This window comes from Sutcliffiella horikoshii (assembly GCF_020524325.1).
GTDB lineage: Bacteria > Bacillota > Bacilli > Bacillales > Bacillaceae_I > Sutcliffiella_A > Sutcliffiella_A horikoshii_D.
This window is the reverse complement of record NZ_JAIVKY010000015.1, coordinates 24,580-50,080: the sequence shown is the minus strand read 5'-3', so window position 1 is coordinate 50,080 and position 25,501 is coordinate 24,580. Positions and strand designations below refer to the sequence as shown.

The 25,501-nt window shown below is 38.1% G+C and carries 18 protein-coding genes; 14 read left to right on the top strand and 4 right to left on the bottom strand.

All coding sequences use genetic code 11. The annotated features are described in order from the left end of the window. Window positions 1-228 precede the first annotated feature (228 nt). Window positions 229-435 (bottom strand): YdiK family protein, encoded by a 207-nt coding sequence (locus tag LC091_RS18960; protein WP_226683628.1) that lies wholly within the window; start codon window positions 433-435, stop codon window positions 229-231. A gap of 42 nt (window positions 436-477) precedes the next feature. Beyond that, complete coding sequence (locus LC091_RS18955; protein WP_226683627.1) at window positions 478-1,224, bottom strand: CPBP family intramembrane glutamic endopeptidase; 747 nt, start codon at window positions 1,222-1,224, stop codon at window positions 478-480. Between the two features lie 281 nt (window positions 1,225-1,505). On the opposite strand from LC091_RS18955, the gene groES reads away from it, so the two are divergent. The 7 genes from groES to LC091_RS18920 all read left to right on the top strand — a co-directional run bounded on the left by groES (window position 1,506) and on the right by LC091_RS18920 (window position 13,695). Further along, window positions 1,506-1,793 carry a co-chaperone GroES gene (groES, locus tag LC091_RS18950; protein ID WP_223491898.1) on the top strand — a complete coding sequence of 96 codons (288 nt, stop codon included), beginning with the start codon at window positions 1,506-1,508 and terminating at the stop codon, window positions 1,791-1,793. Between the two features lie 69 nt (window positions 1,794-1,862). Then, window positions 1,863-3,494, top strand: a complete 1,632-nt coding sequence (gene groL, locus LC091_RS18945; protein WP_226683626.1) for a chaperonin GroEL — start codon at window positions 1,863-1,865, stop codon at window positions 3,492-3,494. A gap of 445 nt (window positions 3,495-3,939) precedes the next feature. Next, window positions 3,940-7,443 (top strand): AAA domain-containing protein, encoded by a 3,504-nt coding sequence (locus LC091_RS18940; protein ID WP_226683625.1) that lies wholly within the window; start codon window positions 3,940-3,942, stop codon window positions 7,441-7,443. A 543-nt stretch (window positions 7,444-7,986) separates the two neighbouring features. Next, window positions 7,987-8,946 (top strand): Hachiman antiphage defense system protein HamA, encoded by a 960-nt coding sequence (locus LC091_RS18935; RefSeq protein ID WP_226683624.1) that lies wholly within the window; start codon window positions 7,987-7,989, stop codon window positions 8,944-8,946. After that, complete coding sequence (locus LC091_RS18930) at window positions 8,947-11,922, top strand: DEAD/DEAH box helicase (protein WP_226683623.1); 2,976 nt, start codon at window positions 8,947-8,949, stop codon at window positions 11,920-11,922. Window positions 11,923-12,562: 640 nt separating this feature from the next. Then, entirely contained in the window at window positions 12,563-13,270 is a 708-nt protein-coding gene (locus LC091_RS18925) for a M48 family metallopeptidase (RefSeq protein ID WP_226683622.1), read from the top strand. A gap of 125 nt (window positions 13,271-13,395) precedes the next feature. Further along, window positions 13,396-13,695, top strand: a complete 300-nt coding sequence (locus LC091_RS18920; RefSeq protein WP_226683621.1) for a hypothetical protein — start codon at window positions 13,396-13,398, stop codon at window positions 13,693-13,695. 121 nt (window positions 13,696-13,816) lie between these two features. Here the strand turns inward: LC091_RS18920 and LC091_RS18915 are convergent, their stop codons facing one another. Then, a complete protein-coding gene (locus LC091_RS18915; protein WP_226683620.1) occupies window positions 13,817-14,041 on the bottom strand; it encodes a hypothetical protein in 225 nt (74 codons plus the stop codon). A gap of 284 nt (window positions 14,042-14,325) precedes the next feature. On the opposite strand from LC091_RS18915, the gene LC091_RS18910 reads away from it, so the two are divergent. From LC091_RS18910 to LC091_RS18880, 7 genes are all read left to right on the top strand, one after another. Next, window positions 14,326-18,426, top strand: a complete 4,101-nt coding sequence (locus LC091_RS18910; protein WP_226683619.1) for a S8 family serine peptidase — start codon at window positions 14,326-14,328, stop codon at window positions 18,424-18,426. Window positions 18,427-18,584: 158 nt separating this feature from the next. Beyond that, window positions 18,585-19,820, top strand: a complete 1,236-nt coding sequence (locus tag LC091_RS18905; protein ID WP_226683618.1) for a helix-turn-helix domain-containing protein — start codon at window positions 18,585-18,587, stop codon at window positions 19,818-19,820. A gap of 66 nt (window positions 19,821-19,886) precedes the next feature. Continuing rightward, entirely contained in the window at window positions 19,887-20,147 is a 261-nt protein-coding gene (locus tag LC091_RS18900) for a hypothetical protein (RefSeq protein ID WP_226683617.1), read from the top strand. A gap of 74 nt (window positions 20,148-20,221) precedes the next feature. After that, window positions 20,222-21,181 carry a magnesium/cobalt transporter CorA gene (gene corA / locus LC091_RS18895; RefSeq protein WP_226683616.1) on the top strand — a complete coding sequence of 320 codons (960 nt, stop codon included), beginning with the start codon at window positions 20,222-20,224 and terminating at the stop codon, window positions 21,179-21,181. A 399-nt stretch (window positions 21,182-21,580) separates the two neighbouring features. Continuing rightward, window positions 21,581-22,318 carry a metal ABC transporter ATP-binding protein gene (locus LC091_RS18890; RefSeq protein ID WP_226683615.1) on the top strand — a complete coding sequence of 246 codons (738 nt, stop codon included), beginning with the start codon at window positions 21,581-21,583 and terminating at the stop codon, window positions 22,316-22,318. A gap of 5 nt (window positions 22,319-22,323) precedes the next feature. Continuing rightward, the gene (locus tag LC091_RS18885) at window positions 22,324-23,181 is read left to right on the top strand and encodes a metal ABC transporter permease (protein ID WP_226683614.1); all 858 of its coding nucleotides are present in this window, start codon (window positions 22,324-22,326) and stop codon (window positions 23,179-23,181) included. A 39-nt stretch (window positions 23,182-23,220) separates the two neighbouring features. Continuing rightward, complete coding sequence (locus LC091_RS18880) at window positions 23,221-24,156, top strand: metal ABC transporter solute-binding protein, Zn/Mn family (RefSeq protein ID WP_404819706.1); 936 nt, start codon at window positions 23,221-23,223, stop codon at window positions 24,154-24,156. A gap of 292 nt (window positions 24,157-24,448) precedes the next feature. Here LC091_RS18880 and guaC read toward each other — a convergent pair whose 3' ends face one another. After that, on the bottom strand, window positions 24,449-25,432 hold the full coding sequence (guaC, locus tag LC091_RS18875) for a GMP reductase (protein ID WP_226683612.1): 984 nt from the start codon (window positions 25,430-25,432) through the stop codon (window positions 24,449-24,451). Window positions 25,433-25,501 lie beyond the last annotated feature (69 nt).

Below are 25,501 nucleotides of genomic sequence, written 5' to 3'. Positions count from 1 at the left end.
TTGCCTGCGGGCGGTCCGTGAGCCTCCTCACTCCGTTGCGGGGTCTCACCTGTCCCTTCCTCCCGCGGGCGTCTGCGCGCCTTCCACTACAACCAACAAGATGACTTCATTTATTAGGGGGAAAAGCATTTAAAACCATTTCAAGAAATGCAAACCTCCTAATCACCCAAAAGCTATTCTAGAAAAATCAAAAAAACCCGCACCCCAAATCCAGGTACGAGTCTCCAATCACTTTTTCTTCTGTTGTATCTCTTTAATCTTCTGATGTAGCAAAAAAGACCGAATAGCTACACCAAAGTCAAAGGTGGCGATGAGCATCAGCAAAACCGTGTGCCAGTGCCAGATGGTATCCTTCACGGAAACAATCGCCAGGTACAAGAACAAGCTGCCCATGATCGCATAGAAGAAAACCATTCGTAATGGTGTTATTTTCATGTGCAAATCCTCCAGGTAAGTTCAGCTCTAGCGGAGAGCTGTTTAAAAGAACGAAATGAAATTCGGTAAGTTCTTCTGCATTTCTTCCATTTGACGCATCATTTCTTCTATATCATCTCGGAATACATATTGCACGGTGACCACGAACGAGTTCATGGCAACGTGGGCGATGATTGGAACGATGATACGGTTTGTTTTTACATATAGGAAAGCGAAAATGCCTCCCATGACAAAGTATATGAGTAGATGCTTGAAATCTTGATGGACCACGGCAAAAAGCAGGGAACTCACCGTCAGCGCGATGACAAAGTTAAACTTCTTATAGATGGCACCGAAAATGATCTTTCGGAAAATGATTTCCTCTAATATTGGTCCAGCGACAGCAACGGCAAAAATCATGACTGGGAATGCCGTCACAAATCCCATGATTTCTTGTGTATTTTCAGAGCCAGGTTGAATGCCGAAAATCTGCAACTCAATCTGTGCCGCCACAGCCTGCCCAATCAGTGCAAGCGGGAAGCCAACAGCCGCCCAAAGAACTGTTTTCGGGATGGAAGCCGTTTCGCCTCGGAAATCCCCTTTGGTCCATTCGTTACGGAGTATCCAGGCAACAATGGCCAAACCTATCGTAAAACTGATAAATGCCCAGACGCCGATGAGATAAGGCTCTCTGGTGGCGCGCTCCATGCCTTCCCCGACGCCAAGCCAGATCAACAGCGGGTACCCAAGCAATCCGGACAGCTGCATCAGGACATATGTAATAATGACCAACCAATAGTTTTTTGTCATACTAAGCTCCTCTTATGCATTATTCACTTTTCGTATTGTACCATATAATCTATATGTCCTTATAACGATAAGGTTTCCCTGAATGCGCCGATTTTACGAAAAGAATACGTTTAAACCTCCAAGCACATGAAGATAATGAAAAGGGTTGCAAGTCGAAAATTTTTTAGATAAAGATACTTGCAAAACAGAAGCAGATTCATTATTATAATAATTGTGTTAGCACTCAAGTGATAAGAGTGCTAATAAAAAATATTACATATGAAACCAAGGAGGTTGTTTTCATGTTAAAGCCATTAGGCGATCGCATTGTAATTGAACTTGTTCAATCAGAGGAAAAAACGGCAAGTGGTATCGTATTACCGGACTCTGCGAAAGAAAAACCTCAAGAAGGTAAAGTAGTAGCAGTAGGATCTGGCCGCGTACTAGAAAGCGGAGAGCGTGTAGCGCTTGAAGTAGCAGAAGGCGACAGCGTTATCTTCTCTAAATACGCAGGAACTGAAGTGAAATTCGAAGGAAGAGAACTTCTAATCCTTAAAGAAACAGACGTACTTGCAGTAGTAAGCAAATAATCAACTAGCGGCCAGAGAGTTGCCGCATTACTTATAAAATTTTAAATTTCCTAAGGAGGTCTATCTATCATGGCAAAAGAAATTAAGTTCAGTGAAGAAGCCCGTCGCTCGATGCTTCGCGGTGTAGACAAACTAGCTGATGCAGTGAAAGTAACATTAGGACCAAAAGGACGTAACGTAGTACTTGAAAAGAAATTCGGTTCTCCACTAATCACAAATGATGGTGTAACAATCGCAAAAGAAATCGAATTAGAAGATGCATTCGAAAACATGGGTGCGAAACTTGTAGCTGAAGTTGCAAGCAAAACAAACGACGTTGCTGGTGACGGTACAACAACTGCAACAGTTCTTGCGCAAGCAATGATCCGCGAAGGATTAAAGAACGTTACAGCTGGAGCGAACCCAATGGGCGTTCGTAAAGGAATCGAAAAAGCGGTTGCTGTAGCAATCGAAGAATTAAAAACAATCTCTAAACCAATCGAAGGCAAAGCTTCTATCGCACAAGTTGCAGCTATCTCTGCAGCGGACGAAGAAGTAGGTCAATTGATTGCAGAAGCAATGGAGCGCGTTGGTAACGACGGCGTTATCACGCTTGAAGAGTCCAAAGGCTTCACAACAGAGCTTGAAGTAGTAGAAGGTATGCAATTCGACCGTGGATATGCATCTCCATACATGGTAACAGACTCTGACAAAATGGAAGCTGTTCTTGAAAACCCTTATGTGTTAATCACAGATAAGAAAATCACGAACATCCAAGAAATCCTTCCAGTTCTTGAGCAAGTAGTACAACAAGGCAAGCCGTTGTTACTGATTGCAGAAGACGTAGAAGGCGAAGCGTTGGCTACATTAGTAGTGAACAAATTACGTGGAACATTCAATGCAGTAGCAGTTAAAGCTCCTGGATTCGGTGACCGTCGTAAAGCAATGCTTCAAGACATCGCAGTACTAACTGGCGGAGAAGTGATCACAGAAGAACTAGGTCTTGACCTAAAAACTGCGAACATCAGCCAATTAGGACGCGCTGACAAGATCGTTGTAACGAAAGAAAACACGACAGTTGTAAATGGACACGGCAACACAGAAGAGATCCAAGCTCGCGTTGGCCAAATCCGTGCACAATTAGAAGATACAACTTCTGAATTCGACCGTGAAAAATTACAAGAGCGCCTAGCTAAAATCGCTGGTGGCGTAGCTGTAATCAAAGTTGGAGCGGCGACAGAAACAGAACTTAAAGAGCGCAAACTTCGCATTGAAGATGCTCTAAACTCCACACGTGCTGCTGTTGAAGAAGGAATCGTAGCCGGTGGTGGTACAGCATTCGTAAACATCTACAACAAAGTAGCAGAAATCCAAGCAGAAGGCGACGAAGCAACTGGTGTGAACATCGTCCTTCGCGCAATGGAAGAGCCTGTACGCCAAATCGCGCACAACGCTGGCCTAGAAGGATCTGTTATCGTAGATCGTCTAAAGAAAGAAGAAATCGGAGTTGGATTCAACGCAGCAACAGGCGAATGGGTAAACATGCTTGACGCTGGTATCGTAGACCCAACCAAAGTATCTCGTTCCGCGCTACAAAACGCAGCTTCCGTATCTGCGATGTTCCTAACTACAGAAGCAGTAGTAGCAGACATCCCAGAAGAAAACGCTGGCGGCGGCATGCCTGACATGGGCGGCATGGGTGGAATGGGCGGAATGATGTAATAACGCCCCCAAACCCTTGATATAAGTTGGTTTTTAAGTAAGGTGAGAGTGAAATGCTCACATTTTGTTAACATTGAGGTAAATTAACGGAGGCTTCTCATGAGTTCAATGAACTTGTGGGAGGCTTCTTTTTTAATTTCTTGAGTTACGTTGAGTATAGGGAAATTGTAGAATTTCACATTGAAGTCAATGGATTTGTCCTGTTTAGAAACAATAGCGGGAATTTGAAGAGAATTTGATGGATTTGATATATAATGAATTTAGAGAAAAAAAGTAAAATTAGGTTTTATTAGGAATTTTGTAGAAAATCTATTTACATAATTAATAGTAACGTTAAATTTTAGGATAATAACAGAGGAGAGTGAATACACTATATTTAATTATCAGAAGAAAGTGCTATTACAGTAAGTAATAGTAGTGATCTTTTCAGTTTAGGAGAGTAGAAATGACAAACATAGAGAAGAAGAAAGTACTTGAAATACTTGATTATTGGAAGACGATAGAACTTTTAAATCAAGTAGATATCCCACAGGAGAGTGAAGACAATAAAAAAGTAGTAAAAGAGATTACAAGAGGTGAACTGATTGATAGTAGTTTGGACAAGATTTCAATATTTACCAGTCTAAACGTGCCTTCGATTGATCTTTCTGATAAATTAAAAACCGACAAGGAGAAATTTTCTCGATTTCCTGGCGAGGGGGCAGATTTGTCATTCCTTTTTGGTAGAATTAAAAGAAATGACATGGTTGATTACCTTGCTAAATTTGTGAAGAATCATGATGAACAGCCAGACATAGCCTATCCGAAAAGAAGCGAGATTGCATGGTTCTCATTTAAAACTGATTCGGAAGGCATCTATCAGAAGAATTCATTCCAGCTATCTCCACTTTTGTGGGCTATTTCTGTATGGAATAAAAAAGTCAATGGATTTTCTTTGAACTCGATTGATTATGATGATGAGACCAAAAAATATGACAGTTGGCTTCAGGAAGCAGAGGAGTTATTTGCTGTATTGCCTTCTGTGTTTACAGATATTCATAATTCATATGTGAAGACAATAACGCCGGAACTTCCTGCTGATTATATAGGACTCTTTATCTATGACAGATACAAGAATGATGAGGCAAAGGATAAAGACGAAAATCCAGAAGATTATGCAAGTTTAGGTAAGAGCTTTTTTTTGGATGATATCGTTTTTCTCATATATGAAATCAAATCAGGAAAATTTGGAGAGGGTTCTGATTATGAGCGTAAAGTGATAAATTATATTTTGTCTGCACATAATAAAACTGCAGGAATTATTCCAGCTGATTGTATATCTATTTCTCCAAAGGAAGAGCGTCAGAAGATGATGAATTTCTTTCAAAATACCCTTAATATCAAAAATGCCCCATTAGGAAAGTGGCCTGCTAAATTCATGCCTGCTCTTATGCAACAGGTGGCAGTAAATCTTGCGATAGATGAAAAAGCACACACGGAAATATTTTCTGTTAATGGTCCTCCTGGCACTGGAAAGACAACACTTCTCAAAGAAATCGTATCTAGCAATATAGTAAAAAGAGCTGAGCTGTTAGCGGAAGCGGCACATTCAGATCCGGACGATGCTTATGAGAGGTGTTCATTTACACAGGGACCGTTGGTTAGTAAGGGATATTTTCAGTATGCACCATCTTATTTTAGGCTGAAGAATGATAAAATCAATCAATATGGAATGTTAGTGGCATCATGTAATAATTCGGCTGTTGAAAATATCACTGCAGACCTTCCTAAAAGTGATGACATTCTCAAGAGTCTTGAACCTTCAAAAGATGATGATGAATCGGTGGCGTCAGGATTGAATGAAGTTCATGATTTGTTTGACGTTGAAAAATCAGAAGATATTGAGCAAATAAAGGTATCTGGTGAAATAAAAGAAGTGCGTGATATTTATTTCACGCGCTATGCTAATAAACTCTTAAATAGAAATGACTGCTGGGGTCTTGTTTCAGCTCCGTTTGGAAAACGTGCTAATATAAACAAGTACTGTGTATCTGTACTTAAAAAGTTTATTAACGATTATAAGCTTAACAATGTGCGTGAGAAACATCGAAAGAAATATGTAGAGCAGAGAGAATGCTTTCTTAGACAGCTTAAGATTGTGAAAGAACTTGAGAAAGAGTTGGAAATCCTGTGCGACTATGCAAAGTCTTTGCCATTGACTAATGAGAATATTTCTGAGGATGATCTTGATAGAAAAATAAAAGAAAATTATGCATATGTAATGGAACTTGAGGAATCAAGACCTAGGGGATTATTCGGAAGATTGAAGAAAGATTCTACACGAGAAAATTTGATATTAGAGAAAAAGATTGAGATCGAAGTTTTGAAAAAGCAAAAAGACGGTCTTTCAAAAATTGCTAGCTATCATAATCTTTTAAGCAGACATAGCGAAGGTGCTGAGAAGCTTACTCCTATTGATTCATCTTTTATGGATGGATATGTATCGCTTGATGAGAGAGCATCAACGTGGGCACAGGTTAAAAATCCTTGGTTTACAGAGCATTACAACAGGGAGCGTGAAAAGTTGTTCTTGTATGCTTGTAAACTTCATAAGGAATTTGTAATTTCCTCTAAATCGTTTAGGCAAAATGTAATCAATCTTTTGATCGCATGGGATATGTATGATGAATGTGATGAACGTATGAGTGAGAAAGACAGAATAGATGCCTTCCCAGCATTGATTCAGAATGTATTTCTCATTACCCCAGTTATATCAACTACATTTGCGTCTGCACAGACCTTCTTACGTGATATAAAGCGTCCGGGTACACTTGGAACGCTTATTGTGGATGAAGCAGGGCAGGCACAACCTCAGATGGCGGTTGGAGCTTTGATGCGATGCAGTAGAGCTATAATTGTTGGAGATCCTAAGCAAATTGAGCCGGTTGTGACGGAAGAAACAGACATGATTAAAAGTCTTCTTACATCTGATTTACTTACACCATATAAGGACAAGAAAATATCTGTACAAGGCTTTGCTGATTATATTAATAGCTATGGCACTTTTCTCGGAGAAGATGAAGAAAAAGAGTGGGTTGGATGTCCGCTTACTGTACATAGACGTTGTATAGATCCGATGTATAGCATATCAAATCACCTTTCTTATGATGACACTATGAAACAGCAGACAGCGCCACCAAAGGAAAAAGCTGTGAAGACCTTTATCTTGGATAAGTCATATTGGATAAATGTTAAAGGTGAGGAACAGTCCGGCAAAAAGAACCATTATGTACCGTCACAAGGTCAGATTGTTCTAAAGCTTCTCGAAGAAAAATTCAAGAAAGACAGTAGTGATATACCGAAATTGTTTATTATTACACCATTCACATCCGTGAAGAAGGGAATGATTGATGCACTACGCAAATCTGATTTCTATAGACGTGAACCACGTGTAAGCAAATGGTTAAAAGATAAAAATATCGGAACTGTTCATACATTCCAAGGACAAGGAACAGATGAGGTTATATTCTTGCTTGGTTGCGATAAATCATCTGTAAAGGCGGCAAACTGGGTAAATAAAAATATTGTGAATGTGGCAGCTACAAGAGCTAAATACCGTCTATATATTATTGGAGACAAGGAAGTATGGAGTTGTAAGCCTGTGAAAGTAGCACGCGATACAATTAATAATGAGATACCATCGGATAATTTGATGACAATGCTATCATGTCTTGAAAATACAGAGTCAGTTATGGCACATGCAATTCAAACTGCTGAAGTCAAAAAAATAGAGTTTACAACACAGAAAATGAAGCTAGAGGTAGCGAATTTATCGGAAAACATATCAAAGGACTGCCCGAAATGCGGAAAACCGCTTGTAGAACGAAAAAGTAAGTATGGAGTTTTTTATGGGTGCAAAGGCTTTCCTAAGTGTAGATATAAAGAGAGTAATAAGAAAGCTATTCATTAAGACTTCTCAATATGCTTGGTCAAACATAGACAAATCAAATTATGACTCGCGCAATAGGGTATTCGGAAACATAATCTCTTAATATAATTAATGTTTAAAAAATTTACAATTTCTGTACAGTACAAGGATACTGCTCAATAGAAAGGGTATTTTAACAGTCTTATATAAGTGAAAGTAAAATATTGAATTTTGCTTTCACCATAATTTATCACAAAGCACTTTCCATAAAATTATCAAATTTATCAGATGCTTCTCTCTTTACAGGGTCTGTAATATGAAGATAATTCTTCCTGATTATTGTATTTAGAATGACTTCAATTGTTATAAAGCAAAGGGACGGTTCTGCGCTGCCTTTAAACTCTAAGGAAGAAGCAGAACCGTCCCTTTGCTTTAGAAGTTGCCTTTTTAGATAAGGTAAGTAACTTGTGTGTAACCGTATCCATGTTAATATGCAGATCTTGAGATTAGAGTTGAAATGAATAATATATTCTAATATTTTTGATGGTAGAGTTTAGGAAAAAAAGTAACTGGGGGAAGGTTATTATGTCTGATTTTTTGTGTCACTTTTCATCAGAAGAAAAAGACAGCTATCTAATATTAAAATTAGATGATGAAATGAAACTCCTTGGAAAATTACCAGATTATTATAGAAAATGTTATATTCATGACCACAATTTAGAAGAGAGAATTAAAAAATTCGAGTTACCTGCTGAGAAAATATTAGAAAATTTTATACCTGACCCAGGAAAAACAATGTCTGGAGAATTTAGTGAAATATTAACCTACCAATTAATTATTGATATGTATAAAGAAATTGATTTATTTGGTCCAAAGAAATGGCTTTGGAAAGTTGATCGAAATGAACCAATGAAAAAAACTGATGTAATACTATTTGGATTTGAAAATGAAGGAACAGTATCTCATGAAGATTTAGTAGTTTCTGCTGAAATAAAATCTAAAGCAACTGAGGGGGAATTCCATCCATTACAGGATGCTATAAATGGTTCTAAAGACGATTATGTTAAAAGAATGGCAATAACGCTTTCATGGTTAGAAGAACAATATATAAGAATAAATGACTTAGATGCAAAAAAATCTATTCAAAGATTTATTAACTCAATTGATCCTGAATATGGGCCATTTAAAAAGCATTTTAAAGCGATGGCAGTGATTGATAGCGGAATAGTACAGAACGAATTGAATCGCGAAATAGACTTATCAGTTAAAATGTATAAAAAAGATTGGAAGAAAATTCAGAAAGAATGTGAAGGGTTCGGAGCATCATACGATGATACCAGTAGGAAACTCTCTTTTAATAATGTTAAAAGAGAGGAAATTGTTCAAAGTGATTGTAAACAAAAAAATGAAATTCTATACCTGTATGATTTATATCATTTTAACCTTATGGATTATTCGGATGTTACAATAATTTCTATTGAGAATTTAAAGGGTATTTATGAAGGGACATATAAGAAAATATTGACATCCTATATGGAGGCATAGATGAATAATATATTAATGGATTGGATTATAGACAGTAATTCTTGGAAGAATGCTAAAAACTTAAACTTATTAGATAGACAAGAAAAAGAATATCCTTTTTTGCTTAGGACAGATGATTTTTATATCACATTATTTAATAAAATGTTCAGAGCATTAACGAGTCAATCTTACCAATCAAGAGATAAACACGATGAATTACTCTTAATTGCAAAAGGTATTGAAATGTATTCAATAGATAAAACTAGAGGGGTTTTTCATGGCGTAAATTATGCAGAAAATATACTTTATGCATCTTCCCTATATTATTTAACAGATTATTATACAACATCAACATTATTATCAAAGCTATTTCAAACTGAAGATTATGACTCAGATATTGATAGGTTTATACATGGTTTTCTAACTGTTAATAGACACATAGAAAATCCATATATGAACTTGTTAAAGTTATTTTTGGAAACTGGGCAACAATTATATTTAGAAGAATTAATAAGGGAATTAAGGAGAGAACTTGAAAATGCTGATCCTTATCGCTACGCTCCTTTACTATTGGCAAAATCCTTGGTTGAAAAATTCACTTCAAATAATATTTGGAGTAGTTTAACTAGAGCTAACCCCCATTTTAATTGGCGAGATTTTATAGCACATAGGCTTGAAAGGAACTGGGTATTATTCCCTTCTCAAAGAAAAGCTTTGGAAAAAGGAATTTTACTTCAAGATAATACATTTTCTCTTCAAATGCCTACTAGTTCTGGTAAGACTTCTTTATGCGAAATAATAGTTTATAATGAAGTAATAAACAACAAGAGAAAAATATTATTACTGGCTCCATTTAGAGCATTAGCATCAGAATTAAATCATTCGTTTAGAGAAAACTTTAGTGCCTTGGGGATAACTGTAAAAACTCTATATGGTGGTCATAGGCCAACAAGGGATGAAAAGGCTGAAATAGATAAAGTAGACTTATTAATATGTACACCAGAGAAATTTATGGCTATCGAGAATCATATCCCTAATCTCCATACACAATTTTCTACGGTAATCTGTGATGAAGGTCACTTACTTGATGATGAGCATAGAGGACTGAGTTACGAATTATTGTTAGCAAAATTAAAAAAAAATAATGATGAACAATTAGCAAAAAAATATATTTATATTTCTGCAATAATACCTAATTTAGACAATATCAATAATTGGTTAGGTGGAAATAAAAATACCATTATCAAATCAAGTTACAGACCTACGCAGTTAACATATGGTTTTTTAATTGAAAAAGGAACTGATCAAAACAAAACATTTGCGTTAGAAATATTTTCGGAGAAAAACAATTTGATAAACTCATCCATAGAAAATATTTTAAGTGTCAATCAAGATTATAAATTTAGAAATCCTACTACTAATAGAATGAATACTTATAACTATAAAACATATAAATCAAAAGCTGTATCTATAGCGCTTCGATCCTTAAACAACGGGTCTGTTGCTATCTATTCTCCACAAAAGGGTGATGATGGAGTTAAGGGTTTAGCTGAGGAAGTTATAAAACAAATTGATTTACTTGCTTTCCTTAGTCCAAAAACTATTTCAAACCAAGACGAGTATGATATATCGACATATTTTGAAAAGATTTTTGGACAAGAATATATCCTTACTAAGGCAATAAATTATGGTTTTGCTATACATCATGGAAACCTACCCCAATTCGTTCGTGAAATAATCGAAATGTGCATTAGGGAAAAAATAATTCCTTTAGTAATTTGTACTAGCACACTTGCTGAAGGTGTAAACTTACCCATTAAGACTATTGTTTTACATACTATTAAAAGGTTTGACTACAACTTAGAGAAAAAGGTTACAATTAGGAAGAGAGACATCAAGAATATTGTCGGGAGAGCTGGAAGAGCTGGGCAAGAAACAGAAGGTATTGTTATTTCTGTGAACCCGAGCGAATATCAATATATAAAAGAGGTTATAAATGAGGAACAGATCGAACCAGTCAATGGCTACTTGTACAAAATAATAAACGGTATTACTATAACTTTAAGAGATAAAAGGCTGTTGTTATCTAATGAACTCATTGAAGCACAAGATGAAGAATTTAAAAGGTTAATAGACTCTATTGATAAGTCAATAATAGATTCATTATATGAGGAAGTAACAGATGAGAATTTAGCAGAAATATTAAAAGACATTATTAGTAGAACCTTCTCTTACTATCAATCAGATAAAGAAGATAAAGAAACACTTGAAAATATCTACGCATTAAGAGCTAAAGTAATAACTCCCTATCTTAATAAAAAGCAATTAAGAACATTGAAGGAAAGTGGTGCTTCAATCCGTATTTTTGAGGACATACTAGAAGTTATAGACTTAAAAGATGAGCTATGGAAAGAAGTCACTCTTCCTTTTACGCAAGATGTGATTGAGTATTTTCTAGAACTAGTATTTAAACTACAACACATTCAGTATGATATAGATGAATTTAGTGAAAAAACAAATATAACCCTTACTAAAGATGTTATAAAAAACATTTTAGACAATTGGATTAATGGTAGATGGTATTATGAGATTACAGAAATAATAAAAGTTGAATTGGAAGATTTACTAAAAATAATGATATTTATCGATTCTGTTATTTATCCGACTATATCCAATATAATTACAATTGTTAAAAATAAATTAGCCGAAGAAGGTATATTAATTAGTGAGGATCTTGATGATTTAGGTAAGGTTATACAATACGGGGTAAACAGTAGAATTCATTGTAACTTAATTGATTTAGGTTTTACAGATAGAATGTGCCTATTTAGTATAAGTAGATGGCTGAGAAGTAACTTCCGCAGCTTAAATTTAGCAGATAAAAGTAATATTGAGATTCTACTAAAAAGAAATAAATTAGAAATTGAAGAGTACCTAAATCGAAGTATTCCTAAGATTTCTTCAAGTAGATTCAAAGCAAACATGGTGAAACTGTAGGCTAGTGGATAATAAATATGGAAGATAAGGGTTTACTAGAACTTGTTTTTTGAAAGTCATTTAAAATCTGGTTTCGACAATTCAAATATTTATTGATACTGCAATTTTATGCTTCCTAGATGAAAATAACAAGCTGTAAACTTGGGTCTTTGTCTATTTACCTCTATTTTAAATGCGAAAATTATCTAAGCGATGGTGCATTTGAACAACAGCATATTACTACCTGATTTAATATGCTAACATTTTGATACACAATCCAATGAAAAAGAATAAACTCGCGTTAAAGATGTTACAGACAGAACTTAACAAACCCTTGATATACTACTTAACGCACTCCAAGTTAAAGATATTACACACCATTACCTTAGGGACGGAATGTTGTAATCTCCCCTTTAACCCTTAATATGAGTGGGTTTGTTGGTAAAGTGAGAGTGGTTTGCTAACAACTTACTAGCATTGAGGTATTTTTAACGTAAGCTTCTCATAAGTTCACTGACTTATGAGAGGCTTTTTTTCATTTCTTGGGTTATGTGGAGATGCTTATTTGGGCTTCCCTTAATAAGGAGTTAATCCCCGCTACTTTTTAAATGCAAGGTTTAATATAATTACTTAGAAAAGTACATTGAAGTAAGGTGATAAAATGATACATACATATTCAGGAGAAACCATCCATTTTGAGATAAAATACAAAAATCGCAAATCCATTGCCATTCGTATGGACGTTTATGAAATTGTTGAAGTCCAGGCTCCTAAGGGTACAGAGGATGAAAAAGTGATTCAATTGCTGGAGGAAAAGTGGGAACTGATTCAAGAAAAATCAAAGGAGATGAAGGACAGACTGCTTGGGCAGCAGGAGAAGGAATACAGTCAGGAGGAGAGGGTTCTTTATTTAGGGAATTCCTATCCTGTAAAGGTTTATCAAGATAGTTCTATTGAACAAGATTATGTCGTGTTTGATGAAAAACATGTGAATGTATATGTGAAACAGGTGGAGGACGGAAGGATAAAACAAGCTTTAAAGAGATTTTATTACCAGCAATGCAAAGCTATAGTGGAGAAGAGTGTAAGATCCTATCAAAGTAACTTTAAAGTAAAACCCCGGTCTATCCGTATATCTGATAGTAAGACTACATGGGGAACCTGTGATTCCCAATTACAGTTAACGTTCAATTGGAAGTTGGCGATGGCTCCAATGAAAGTAATTGATTATGTAGTAGTACACGAAATGTGCCACATGATTCATCTCAATCACGACCGCTCTTTCTGGCGACTTGTCGGAAAAATATCGCCTGATTATAAAGAGCAGGAAAAATGGCTGGCCCTGTCAAGTTGGAAGATGACTATTTAGACAGGAGAGGCTTAGTAAAGGGGGATAGAACTAATGCATCCAACAGAAATAATAGAATTAATGATTGTCGGCGGCATAATTGTCTCAATCCTAATTGTGGCACTCTTTCTAAAAGGCAGATGGCTATGGTAGCTTATTGTATATTTTTTGTTGCTCGTCCTTTTTGGATTGATGCGCAAATTGATAAGAAGGTGCAATTACTAAGACCATACTTAGAAGAGCATTATCCAGATGAGGAATGGACTATTTCCACTGTTCCTCACCGTAAGGAAGGCTTTAAACACCGAAACCCATATTATATTAGTGTTGTGTTTGAAAATGAACCAGAGGTTACTTATGATTATTGGGTAGAAAGTAAGGATAACATCTATCAGATTAGTTTTCTAACAAACAAAAGGTTAGAGGAATTAGAGCATTTAGAATGATTCCACCCTTATTTAAACCTTTAAAATCGGGTGGGACGGTTCTGCGCTTTCTTTAAAGTCTAAGGAAGCAGGGTAACCGTCCCCTTAATTCAAATAGTAAGACTCCATAATAAAAACACCCTCATCCCCAAAACCGCTGACCCGAACACCCCGGATACCCATGAATATCCTGAATCGTATTCATATCATATTGCTTTATGGCGAATTGTGTATGGTATAGGTATTCCATTACTAAGAGCTTTCCGTTAGAGGTTCCGCATAAGACACCTGAAGTTCCTGTACCATCTAAAAAGGAGACTCCGATGGGCTGATTCATTAAGTGAGGAATTTTCTGTTGCCAAGGCATAGCTGACACTCCTTTCCCTCTAGTGTATAACCCATAACTCCATGTAGTGCCTGTTTGATTTTTACTGATAATATCCCAATTATCATAATTCCAAATACCCAGACCTAAATGACTACTCGTGTTAATTAGAGTATCTAAACAACAAGTAATGCCTGATATTATTGAATTTCAAAATGTAAATCAGTACCAAACTCTATCGAAATACAACAAATAATCCCCCCAATGACAGTCCCAAAGTGAAGGACTTATAATTAAGTCAAACAGGATGAAATGGGGATGAGAACATGAACAGGGGTAAGTATTTAAAGGCAGCCTTGAGTGTCGGTTTGATTGTAGGAGCAATGGCACCTTTTAGCTCTCAGTCTATCGGACATGCACAATCTCAATCTAGTGCAGTAAACATCTTAGCAAATCTTTCACAAGAACAAAGAGAAGCTTTGGAGAACTTGGAAGTGAACCGTTCTTTAAGAGGGTTGCAGCTTTCTAGGGATCTAGATTTAGACAGTGATGAAGAGGTTACGGTAATTGTAGAGTTTGATCAGCTCCCTGCAAAGGCTGAACAATTCCAGAAATCCCTTAAAGGGGAAAAAATCTCATTAGAAGCAGCATCCGCAAAAGTAGAAGAATCTCACAAGAAATTCAAAAAAGATTTGGAAACGAAAATAAAGAAGAAGGAAAAATCTTCAAAAGCTCCGTATGAAATCAAATATGAATATAAAACGGCACTAAATGGAGTAACCATTACACTTCCTGCTAATGAAGTGGAAACCCTTCTTGAATCTGAAGTGGTCAAGGCGGTTTACAGTGAGCTTGAAGTACAACTAGCGCCTCCGCCAAAAACTGATGGAGAAGAAGGTTCAACAACAAAAGTAGAGAGTATTCCTTTTTTGAACATTGATAAGTTACATAAAGAAGGATTTACGGGTGAAGGAGTCAAGGTAGGTGTCATTGACACAGGGATTGATTACAATCATCCGGACTTAAAAGCAGCTTATAAAGGTGGATATGATTTTGTAGATAATGATAATGATCCAATGGAAACAACATATGAAGATTGGAAGGCAGCAAAAGGGTATCCAGAAATCAATCAAGGAAACACCTATTACACTAATCATGGTACACATGTGTCTGGAACGATTGTAGGACAGGCAACCAATGATTCTGACTACAAAGTGATAGGGGTGGCACCGGACGCTGAGCTTAATGTCTATCGTGTATTGGGCCCGTATGGCAGCGGTATGAACAGTGCGATAATAGCAGGTGTTGATCGCGCGGTAGCAGATGGGATGGATGTTATTAATCTATCTTTAGGAGCTCAGACGAACAACCCGCTTGATGCATCCAGCCTTGCAGTCAATAATGCCGTGCTAAGTGGAGTTACCGCGGTGGTGGCTGCAGGGAATTCAGGCGATTTAGGAAACAGTACCCTTGGTTCCCCTGGAGCGGCGGCACTCGCTTTGACGGTGGGGGCAAGTTCTGCACCTTCCTTTGTCACAACGTATGACGGAGGATTTACAGTAGCAGATCAGCAGCTAAATGGAGTATTACAGTTAATGACCAACAAATGGACAGATGAGTTCAGCAATCTAAAAGGAAAAAGCTATGAAATGGTCGATGTGGGTGAGGGTGGACCAGCTGACTACAATGGGAAAGATGTAGCTGGGAAAGTTGCTTTTGTTGTCCGTGGATCCTATGCTCTGATTGAAAAGATGAATTATGCAAAACAAAATGGTGCAGTCGGGGTAGTGATTTATAATACAAACCCTGAAGAAGGCCATATTCCTCACTATCTGGGAGAAAACAATAATAACATTCCGACCTTTTCTTTAACGAATGAGAGTGGTCTAGCTGTTAAAGAATTGTTTGAAGAGGGTTCTCCAACGGTTACACTTGGAGAAATGGGCACGGCTGAAATCAGCGGTGACCAACTCGCTTCTTTCAGTTCAAAAGGACCTTCCGGAACGCTGTATGATATCAAGCCGGAAGTAACGGCACCAGGTGTCAATATTCTCTCAACCGTCCCATCGTTTATTCAAAATAAGGAAGATACTTCGGATTATTCTTATGCATACCAGAGGTTATCTGGGACATCAATGGCTTCGCCTCTTGTGGCAGGGGTGGCAGCATTATTGCTGGAATCCAATCCTGATTATACACCAGGCGATATCAAATCATTATTGATGAATACAGCAGATCCTCTAAAAAATCAATATAGTGTCTATGAAGTAGGAGCTGGAAGAGTGGATCCATACCAAGCCATTCACTCAGATACGCTCATTTCTGTACTTGATGAAACACCATTTATTGAAAATGGAAAAGAAATAATTATCCCTGAACAGACTGGCGGACTTAGCTTCGGCTTCGTACCAATGGGGGATGAAACGATTGAACAAACGACTGGCCTATCGATAACCAATAACAGTAACAAAAACAATAAATATGAAATCTCAGTAGAATATAATGTTGGAGCTGCAGCGTCAGGCTCTCTAGATGCAGTGGAAAACGGCGTGAAGTTGAATGTCCCTAGCTCCATAAAAGTGAAGAAAAATGAAGAAGAACGCTTTAATGCTACTCTTATCATTCCAAAAACAGCTCAAAAAGGTACTTACGAAGGGTATATAGTGATTAGGAACGAAAAGGACTCAAAAGAAATTAACCGCATTCCATTTGGAGCGAAAGTTGTGGAAGAAGGCATTGGTTTCTTTAAAGTTTATACACCAAGCATATCAACGGATCGAGTGAAAAATCCATACAGCAGAAAAGCGACTGACCTGGACTTTATCTTGAATTCCCCAATGGAAAGATTGGATTGGGTACTCGTAGATCCTGATACCAAGGAAGAGTTAGGCTGGATTACATCCGCTAATGCAACAGGGGTAGCAATTGATTACTATTACTACATTCAACAAGGATTTGCCGGTTATTACTTCCCATTTACCGGGCATGAGAAGAAGCCAATCAGTTATACGAAGGTTAGAGCGGAAGATGGTATCTATGAAGTGAAAATGATTGGAACGGCAAAGAATGGGAAGCAGTTTGAAAAGTCATCACTGATCAGTCTTGAAAATGGCGCTCCGATAGTGAAGTATGACGATACAAACGCTATGCCGACAGGAGATCTTCCAATTGTCGAACTGCCAGAAGGTCAAAGTACGGTTACTATCTCAGGAACAATAATGGATAACGAGATGAAAGCGGCTCAATCTGCAGGCGTTCCGCTAACGCAAGCAAGTAGTAATTTGTGGTATGGATCAAACGGACCAAGTTTTCGAGTGGGAGTCGATGAGAATGGAAAGTTTTCTAGAGAGGTAAATGTTAATACATCGTCCATTACGGGAATTCAATACTTAGGAGCGGATTATGCAGGAAACACGGCTGTTCCTAAAGTCGTTTATTATGCCAGAGAAGGAGCTCAATATGTGTTTGCCCAACCGGATAAAGAATCGTACCAGATGGGAGATGAAATCACCTATACCTTCTATGCAAACAACCTAGAAAAAGCGCATGACTTTTCCATGACCTTCTATTATAACGACAAATATATGGATGCACCGGTGAATTTCAAACTTGCCGACGGGCTCCCAGAAGGATCTGAATTGGTTGAAACTACCACAAAGCCTGGAACAACAAAGTCAGTGATTGATATTTCCGTTACGGGTGAAGGTGTTTCTGGAGATGTAGCTCTTTTTGAGGTTACAATCGATACGAATGCAAATGAATTCTTCCCTGTATATGGATCAATATTCACCAACAGTACCATGCAGGTAAATGGAGGCCCTCGATTGACAACGAGAATTGGTGCACATCCAATCTATCCAACTTTCTCAAATGTGGATGCAGGATTTATTGGTGCTGAAGGGTTCCTGACTGATGCAGGAAGGTTTGATTACAGCAGAAATTATACAACGGTAGGAGCGGCAATAAGTGTGGAAGATTCAAAAGGGAATTCTTATCCTGCAAGACTGGAGTCGAATGGAAGAGTGTATTTTGATAAATTACCAGTAACAGAGACAAAGTATACGGTAATCATTGATATACCTGGACATTACACGACCTATACACCGCTTGAAGCTGGACGGAAAATTAACGGTATCGTAATAGGAGAATTTATTGACTACAGAACAGCAGTATCGAAACCAGGAGATGTCAACAAAGATAATGCAATAGATATCCATGATGCGATTTTGCTAGAAAAGCATTGGGGTACGGACTATAGAGACACAGATATCAATTTCGATGGCACAACAGACGCAAAAGACTTTAAGCTTCTTGAGAAGTATTATTTAAGTGAAAATGATTTTGTATTGGATACACCGACCCCAGAAGAAGAAGCGGAAGGAAAAACAATCGAATCAATTAAGAAAGCATTAGGACTAACTCAATAAGTATTAGAAAGGGCGGTCCTTGTATCGGGACGGCTCTTTCTTTGTAAGTTTAAGTGACAGAAAAATAAAACAATTAAAAAAACAACTCTTTTTCTGATGAAAAAATAACGGTATGATAAAGATAATTTTACTTACAACTAAATCCGGGAGTGTTGACAGTGAGTTTAGGGATGCTAATTAAATTTCATCGGGAAAAGAAGGAACTGACACAAGAAGAGCTCGGTAGGGGAATCTGTTCTGTTACACATATAAGTAAAATTGAGAGAGGGATTACCCAGTATTCTTCGGAAATTACAAGCATGATCAGTGACAAATTAGGTATCCATTTGGAAAATGAACTGGAGTCCCTGCATGAATATGAACGGATGCTGGACCAATGGCATGACAGCATGATAATGCAGCAAAATAGTGAGATGGACCGACTTAAAACAGAAATTGAGAAGCACCCTCTATTCCTAATACATTCGATTAAAAACAAATACACGTTATTACATGCAAGATATCTTCTGCACCAAGGAGATTTAGCGAGGGCCAACAAGCTGCTAGCAAAAATGAATTTTGAACGTAAAGAGCTGAATACCTATGAATGTAATCTGCTACATCATCTGTTGGGTATGGCAAAAATCCTGAGCGGGAATTTCAAAGAAGCTCTGGAATATCTACTAAAAATCAACGAAAGAGACTACCACAATCAGGAGTTTTATCACCAAATAGCTATTTCATATCTTAACCTCCAATTGAAAGTCAAAGCCTACTATTACAGTGAGTTGGCATTAGAACACTTCAGGAGGACAAGTAACTACAAAAAAGTCATCGACGCAGAAACCATTAAGCTGATCAGTGAGGGCAGAAATGAGCTCTGGGATTTCGAGGAATTGGTGGCAAGATACCAGCGTCTAATTGCCCAATGCGAGATGATTAATGAAAAAACAAAGAAAGCATCACTGCTCAGTAATCTGGCATACGAGTATGCTTTTAGAGAAGAAAATAACAAGGCTGCAGATTTTTATAAAAAGACGCTGGAATTATTGCAGGCCAATCCCCGGAGCCCGGTGTACCTTAATAATTTAATAGGTTATATCTATTGCAGCCTGCAAAATGACATCGCTGATACGGATTTGGATTTGGCAGAGTTAATAGAAAAAGGTAAACATTTGTCAAAGTTGATTGAAGATCACAGCAGTTTCATGTTTTTTCAAATGCTGAACCTTTTAGAAAAGAAAGAAATGGGAGCCTATTACGAGTTTATTGAAAAGAATATCATTCCTATGCTTGAGAAGAGCGGGAAGATTCATCAGCTGCGAACATACGAAAAAACAATGTACCAGCACTACATGGAGATTGGAAACCATCTGAAAGCATTGGAATATGCAAACAGACTGATAAAAGACTAGATAATAGAAATGGGAGTTTAGTCGATTCATCAGCTGCCGAACGTAAAAACATAAAGGGGGATCACTATGCAAACAAAAGACCAATTAATCAGTTCTTTTAACGAAATCGATATGAAAGAGTATACCATGCCCATAATCTGTATTTACAATAGCCCTTCCGATTACAAAGGAATGTATGTGGCGAGATTCTTCGATGTGAATAAACCCACACCGATTATTCTGATGAGAACTACATTAGATGCCATTAGAAAGGAGATCCCAGAAAGTTTTTCCCTTGTCCCTAAACAAGCTGGAGAAGATGCTAATATTGTAGAAACCTATATTTAGATTACAATCCCCTCACTTTTAAAACCCCACAATTCTGGGTATAAAAACCCTATACGAATGTGAGGGGAAGCCAAATGATAAGAATAGCCGGAATGACAAGGGATCATCAGATCACCAAAAACATCAACATCGAAAACCTCGATAAAAACGCCTATAAATGGATCTGGGTTGACTTCAATCAACCGTCGGAAGAGGAAATAAAACATTTAGATAGTACGTTTCACTTCCATCCATTGGCGATAGAGGATTGCATACATAGATTGCAGCGGCCGAAGCTGGATCATTATGAGGATCATACTTTTTTCGTGACGCACAGCATTCAGCAAAAGGAAGACGAGCTTCATAAGGAGGAAGTGAATTTCTTTTTAGGGGAAAATTATGTGGTGAGTTTTCATCAGGCACCTTCTAAAGAGGTGGATGCGGTGTGGAAGAGCTTGGACAAGCCGCCTAAGAACGTTGAAAACTGGGATGAGTATTATGTGTTCTATGAAATACTTGACGATATTGTGGATAATTATTTTCCGTTGCTATATAAGCTCGAGGACCAGTTGGACAAAATTGAGGAAAACACGCAGGACAAATCGATGAATCAGCTGATGGAAGAGCTGTTTGATACAAGGTATTCCTTATTGGACTTGCGCCATACGATCAACCCGATGCGGGATCTGCTATACCGCATGCTCAATACCCATCGTCTGGATGGGGTGATGAAGAGGAAAGAGTATTTCGCGGATATTTATGATCATCTGTTGAAGCTCTCTGACATGGTTACCTCCAACCGGGAATTGACGGCGGACATTCGGGATAATTACCTTTCCTTGAACTCCCATCAAGCCAACAATGTGATGAAGGTGCTTACCATCATCACGTCCATCTTCGCGCCGTTGACTTTTATCGCAGGGATCTACGGGATGAACTTTCAATATATGCCGGAGCTGAACTATAGATACGGGTACTTTATCGCCCTTGGAGTCATGGTAGTCATGGGGATAGGCTTGTATATTTGGTTTAGGTGGAAGGGCTGGTTTAAGTAAAAAAGCAGATGGACGGGTATGTCGCTTTCTTCAATTTTTGGAGGAAGCGGACATCTGTCCATCTGCTTCTTTATATTCCCAAACAACGATTTTAGAACAAATTAATTTGGCTAATTATTATAAATATTTTACGCAAACGTGTTGACTTTTTATGGTTCAGGCTATATATTTTGCATTAGGTAAACTTTTTCTGATGGTAGATTTATTGACCGATTTATTAATGGGATAAATTTTTTTAATTTAAAAGTTGAGCTAGTGCAACTTTTATGGCTTGTGCAAATATATATGCGTGTAACAAAACCCCATAAAGTGGCATATGTTTTTAAGAGTCAAACTGAATTTTTAAATGATACATTTTCATAAATGTTTAGACAGGCATAACATAAGGAGGATTTATTCATGAGTAATGCTATTTCTATTCAAGATTTGCATGTCTCTTATTATGGAAACGAAGCTATAAAAGGGGTCAGCTTGTCAATAGATGCTGGTAATCTAGTAGGAATAATCGGACCGAACGGAGCAGGTAAGTCAACATTAATCAAATCATTGTTAAACCTGATCCCCATGGATAAGGGGAATGTAAGTATATTAGGCCAAAAAGTGAAGGACGTTCGTAAAAAGATTGCCTATGTTCCACAACGCAATGACATTGATTGGGATTTTCCCATTACCGTCTTGGATGCTGTTCTGATTGGCACTTATCCTAATTTAAAATTATTTAAACGTCCAGGAAAAAAGGAAAAGGAATGGGCTTATGAGTGCTTGCAACGAGTAGGAATGGAAGAATTCAGTAAACGCCAGATCGGGGAGTTATCCGGCGGTCAACAGCAGCGTGTATTCTTAGCAAGAGCCCTTGCGCAAAAGGCAGAAGTCTTCTTTCTTGATGAGCCGTTTGTCGGCGTGGATGTTGCGAGTGAAGAAACCATCGTGAAGATCTTAAAAGAACTGTGCGGGCAAGGGAAGACAGTGATGGTGGTTCACCATGACCTAAGCAAAGCAACACATTACTTTAATCAGTTGGTTTTATTAAATAAAGAATTAATCAGTTATGGATCTACAACGGAAGTTTTCCAATCCAATGTAATTGAGAAAGCATACCAAGGACAATTTGCTTTCTTGACGGAAATGGGGGTATAAGGAAAATGGCATTTATCGAAGCGGTAATGCAATATGGATTCCTGCAGAAAGCACTTCTCACATCCATTATGGTAGGTATTATTTGTGGAGTGATTGGCTGTTTCATCATCCTAAGAGGGATGGCTTTAATGGGGGATGCCATTTCGCACGCCGTGTTACCCGGTGTTGCAATCTCCTATGTTCTAGGCATCAACTTTTTCTTTGGCGCTGTGTTCACAGGGATACTCACAGCCATTGCCATTGGGTTTGTGAGCCAAAACAGTCGCATCAAGCACGATACTTCCATTGGAATTATGTTTACTGCGATGTTTGCTGCTGGAATTATCATCATTACGATGCTAAAAAGCAGTACGGATCTATATCATATTTTGTTTGGGAATGTCTTGGCAGTCCGTCCTTCGGATATGTGGATCACACTTGGTACTGGATTGTTTGTACTTACGGCAGTCTATCTTTTTTACAAAGAATTATTGGTTACATCCTTTGATAGTACGATGGCAGCGGCCTACGGATTGCCAGTTCGTTTCATTCACTATTTTTTGATGACACTTCTTACGATGGTGACTGTGGCGTCTCTTCAGACGGTAGGAATTGTTCTTGTCGTTGCGATGTTAATTACACCTGCAGCTGCTGCATATCTGCTGACAGACAGGTTATGGGTGATGATTTTCCTTGCCGCTGGAATAGGAGTCATCTCCTCGATTGTTGGTCTATATTTTAGCTTCACCTACAATCTGGCTTCTGGAGCAACCATTGTTATTGCGGCAACTGCAATTTTCACGTTGGTATTTTTATTCTCTCCAAAGCATGGTTTGCTATGGAAAATGGTGAAAGCAAGAAAGAAACGTGCGGCATTGATGTGATTTTTATAAAAAAAGAAGAGTAGGGGGAAACGAATGATGTTGAAAAAATTATCGGTATTTCTCGTTTCATTATTTGCCATTATGGCATTAACGGCATGTAACGGGGAAAAGGCAAATGGCAACGGTGACAGTGAAGGTAAAGTGCAAGTGGTAACTACGTATTCCATCGTTTATGATATTGTGAAAAATGTAGGCGGGGACTTAGTGGATATCCATAGCTTAGCACCGATTGGTTCTAATCCACATGAGTACGATCCACTTCCAGTAGATGTGCAGAAGACTACTGATGCCGATGCAGTATTTTATAACGGATTAAACCTTGAGGAAGGAAACTCATGGTTTACCAAGTTGATGGAAACGGCAGAGAAAGACGGTAAGGATGCACCTGTATTTCTCATGAGTGAAGGTGTGGAAGCAAAGTTTCTTACAACAAAAGGTAAGGAAGGGGAAGAAGACCCTCATGCATGGTTGGATATTAGAAACGGAATTAAATATGCAGAAAATGCACGTGATGGGTTAATTAAAGTGGATCCGGAAAATAAAGAAGTGTATGAAAAAAATGCAGAAGAATACATTGCAAAGTTAGAAGAACTTCACAACAAAGCGAAAGAGAAGTACGCGGAAATTCCAGAAGAACAACGAGTGCTTGTAACAAGTGAAGGTGCTTTTAAGTACTTTAGTGAGGCATATGGATTCCAAGCAGAATATATTTGGGAAATCAACCAAGAAAATCAAGGAACTCCAGATCAGATTACAAGAATTGTAGATATCATCAATGAAAGAAATATTACAGGGTTATTCTTAGAAACCAGTATTGATGCCCGCAGTATGGAAGCTGTATCAGAGGAAACAGGAGTACCTATTATGGGGAAAGTATTCACCGATTCCATAGCAGCGCCTGGTGAAGACGGAGATTCATACATTGCTATGATGGAATGGAATATCAATACTATTTTCGAAGGCTTAACGAAGTAACCTGCCACCAAAGCTCCCTCATCCATGGATGAAGGGGGCTTTTTATTATATAGGCTCTGTTAAAGCATACTGTTAATTTTTGCAGCAACCTAGCTGTGGATTGGAGCAGTTGGCGAAGACTCCTGCGGGGGAGTAGCGACAATGTTGAGACCCCGCAGGGCGCAGCCCGAGGAGGCTCAAGGTCGCCCTCTGGATAAGCGAAGCCATTTGCGGAAATCAACAGCGGTGTTTAAAAGAACCAAAAAAACAGCATAGTTGATCATACTCGATCAACTATGCTGCCATGCTTCTCTTAATAAACCTTATCGCCATTAAAGATAGAGTTCTTCACAATCACATAATCGACGTGACGGATAGCGTCTAGAGTCGTTCCTCCAGCGTAAGAGATGGAAGATTGAAGGTCTTGTTCCATTTCCGTTAATGTATCTTGTAAGGCACCTTTATGCTCGACGAACATTTTTTTGCCTTCTACGTTTTTCTTTTCGCCTTTTTGGAATTCGGAAGCGGAGCCGAAGTATTCTTTCACTAGCTTTCCGTTTACTTCGCTCGTTTCTCCTGGTGATTCTTCATGGCCGGCAAAAAGGGAGCCGATCATGACCATCGTCGCACCGAAACGCACGGATTTCGCGATATCGCCGTGTGTACGGATTCCGCCGTCAGCGATGATTGGTTTGCTTGCTGCTTTTGCACATAAACGAAGTGCTGCCAACTGCCAGCCACCAGTACCGAAACCAGTTTTGATTTTTGTGATACATACTTTACCAGGGCCGATACCTACTTTCGTTGCATCTGCGCCGGCATGTTCCAGTTCACGTACAGCTTCAGGTGTACCAACGTTACCGGCAATGACGAAGCTCTCTGGCAAGTGTTTCTTAATATGCTGAATCATGTTGATGACAGCATTGGAATGCCCATGGGCAATGTCGATCGTGATGTATTCAGGAGTAAGGTTTGCTGCTGCAAGCTCTTCAACGAATGAATATTCTTCTTCTTTCACCCCAACACTGATGGAAGCGTAAAGACCTTTTGCATGCATGTTCTCAATGAATGCCTGACGCTTTTGTGGCTCAAAGCGGTGCATAATGTAAAAGTAGTTATTTTCAGCAAGGTAAAGCGCTATTTTTTCATCAATGATCGTTTGCATATTGGCTGGCACTACAGGAAGCTTAAATTGACGGCCACCAAGTGTTACCGTAGTATCACACTCAGAACGGCTGTTAACGACACATTTATTTGGTACTAACTGAATATCTTCATAATCAAATACATTTTCCATGAGACACACTCCTAAAAGAATAATTTTCATAGTAATGTTCGGTTTTTACACAACAAAAAATCCAGACTA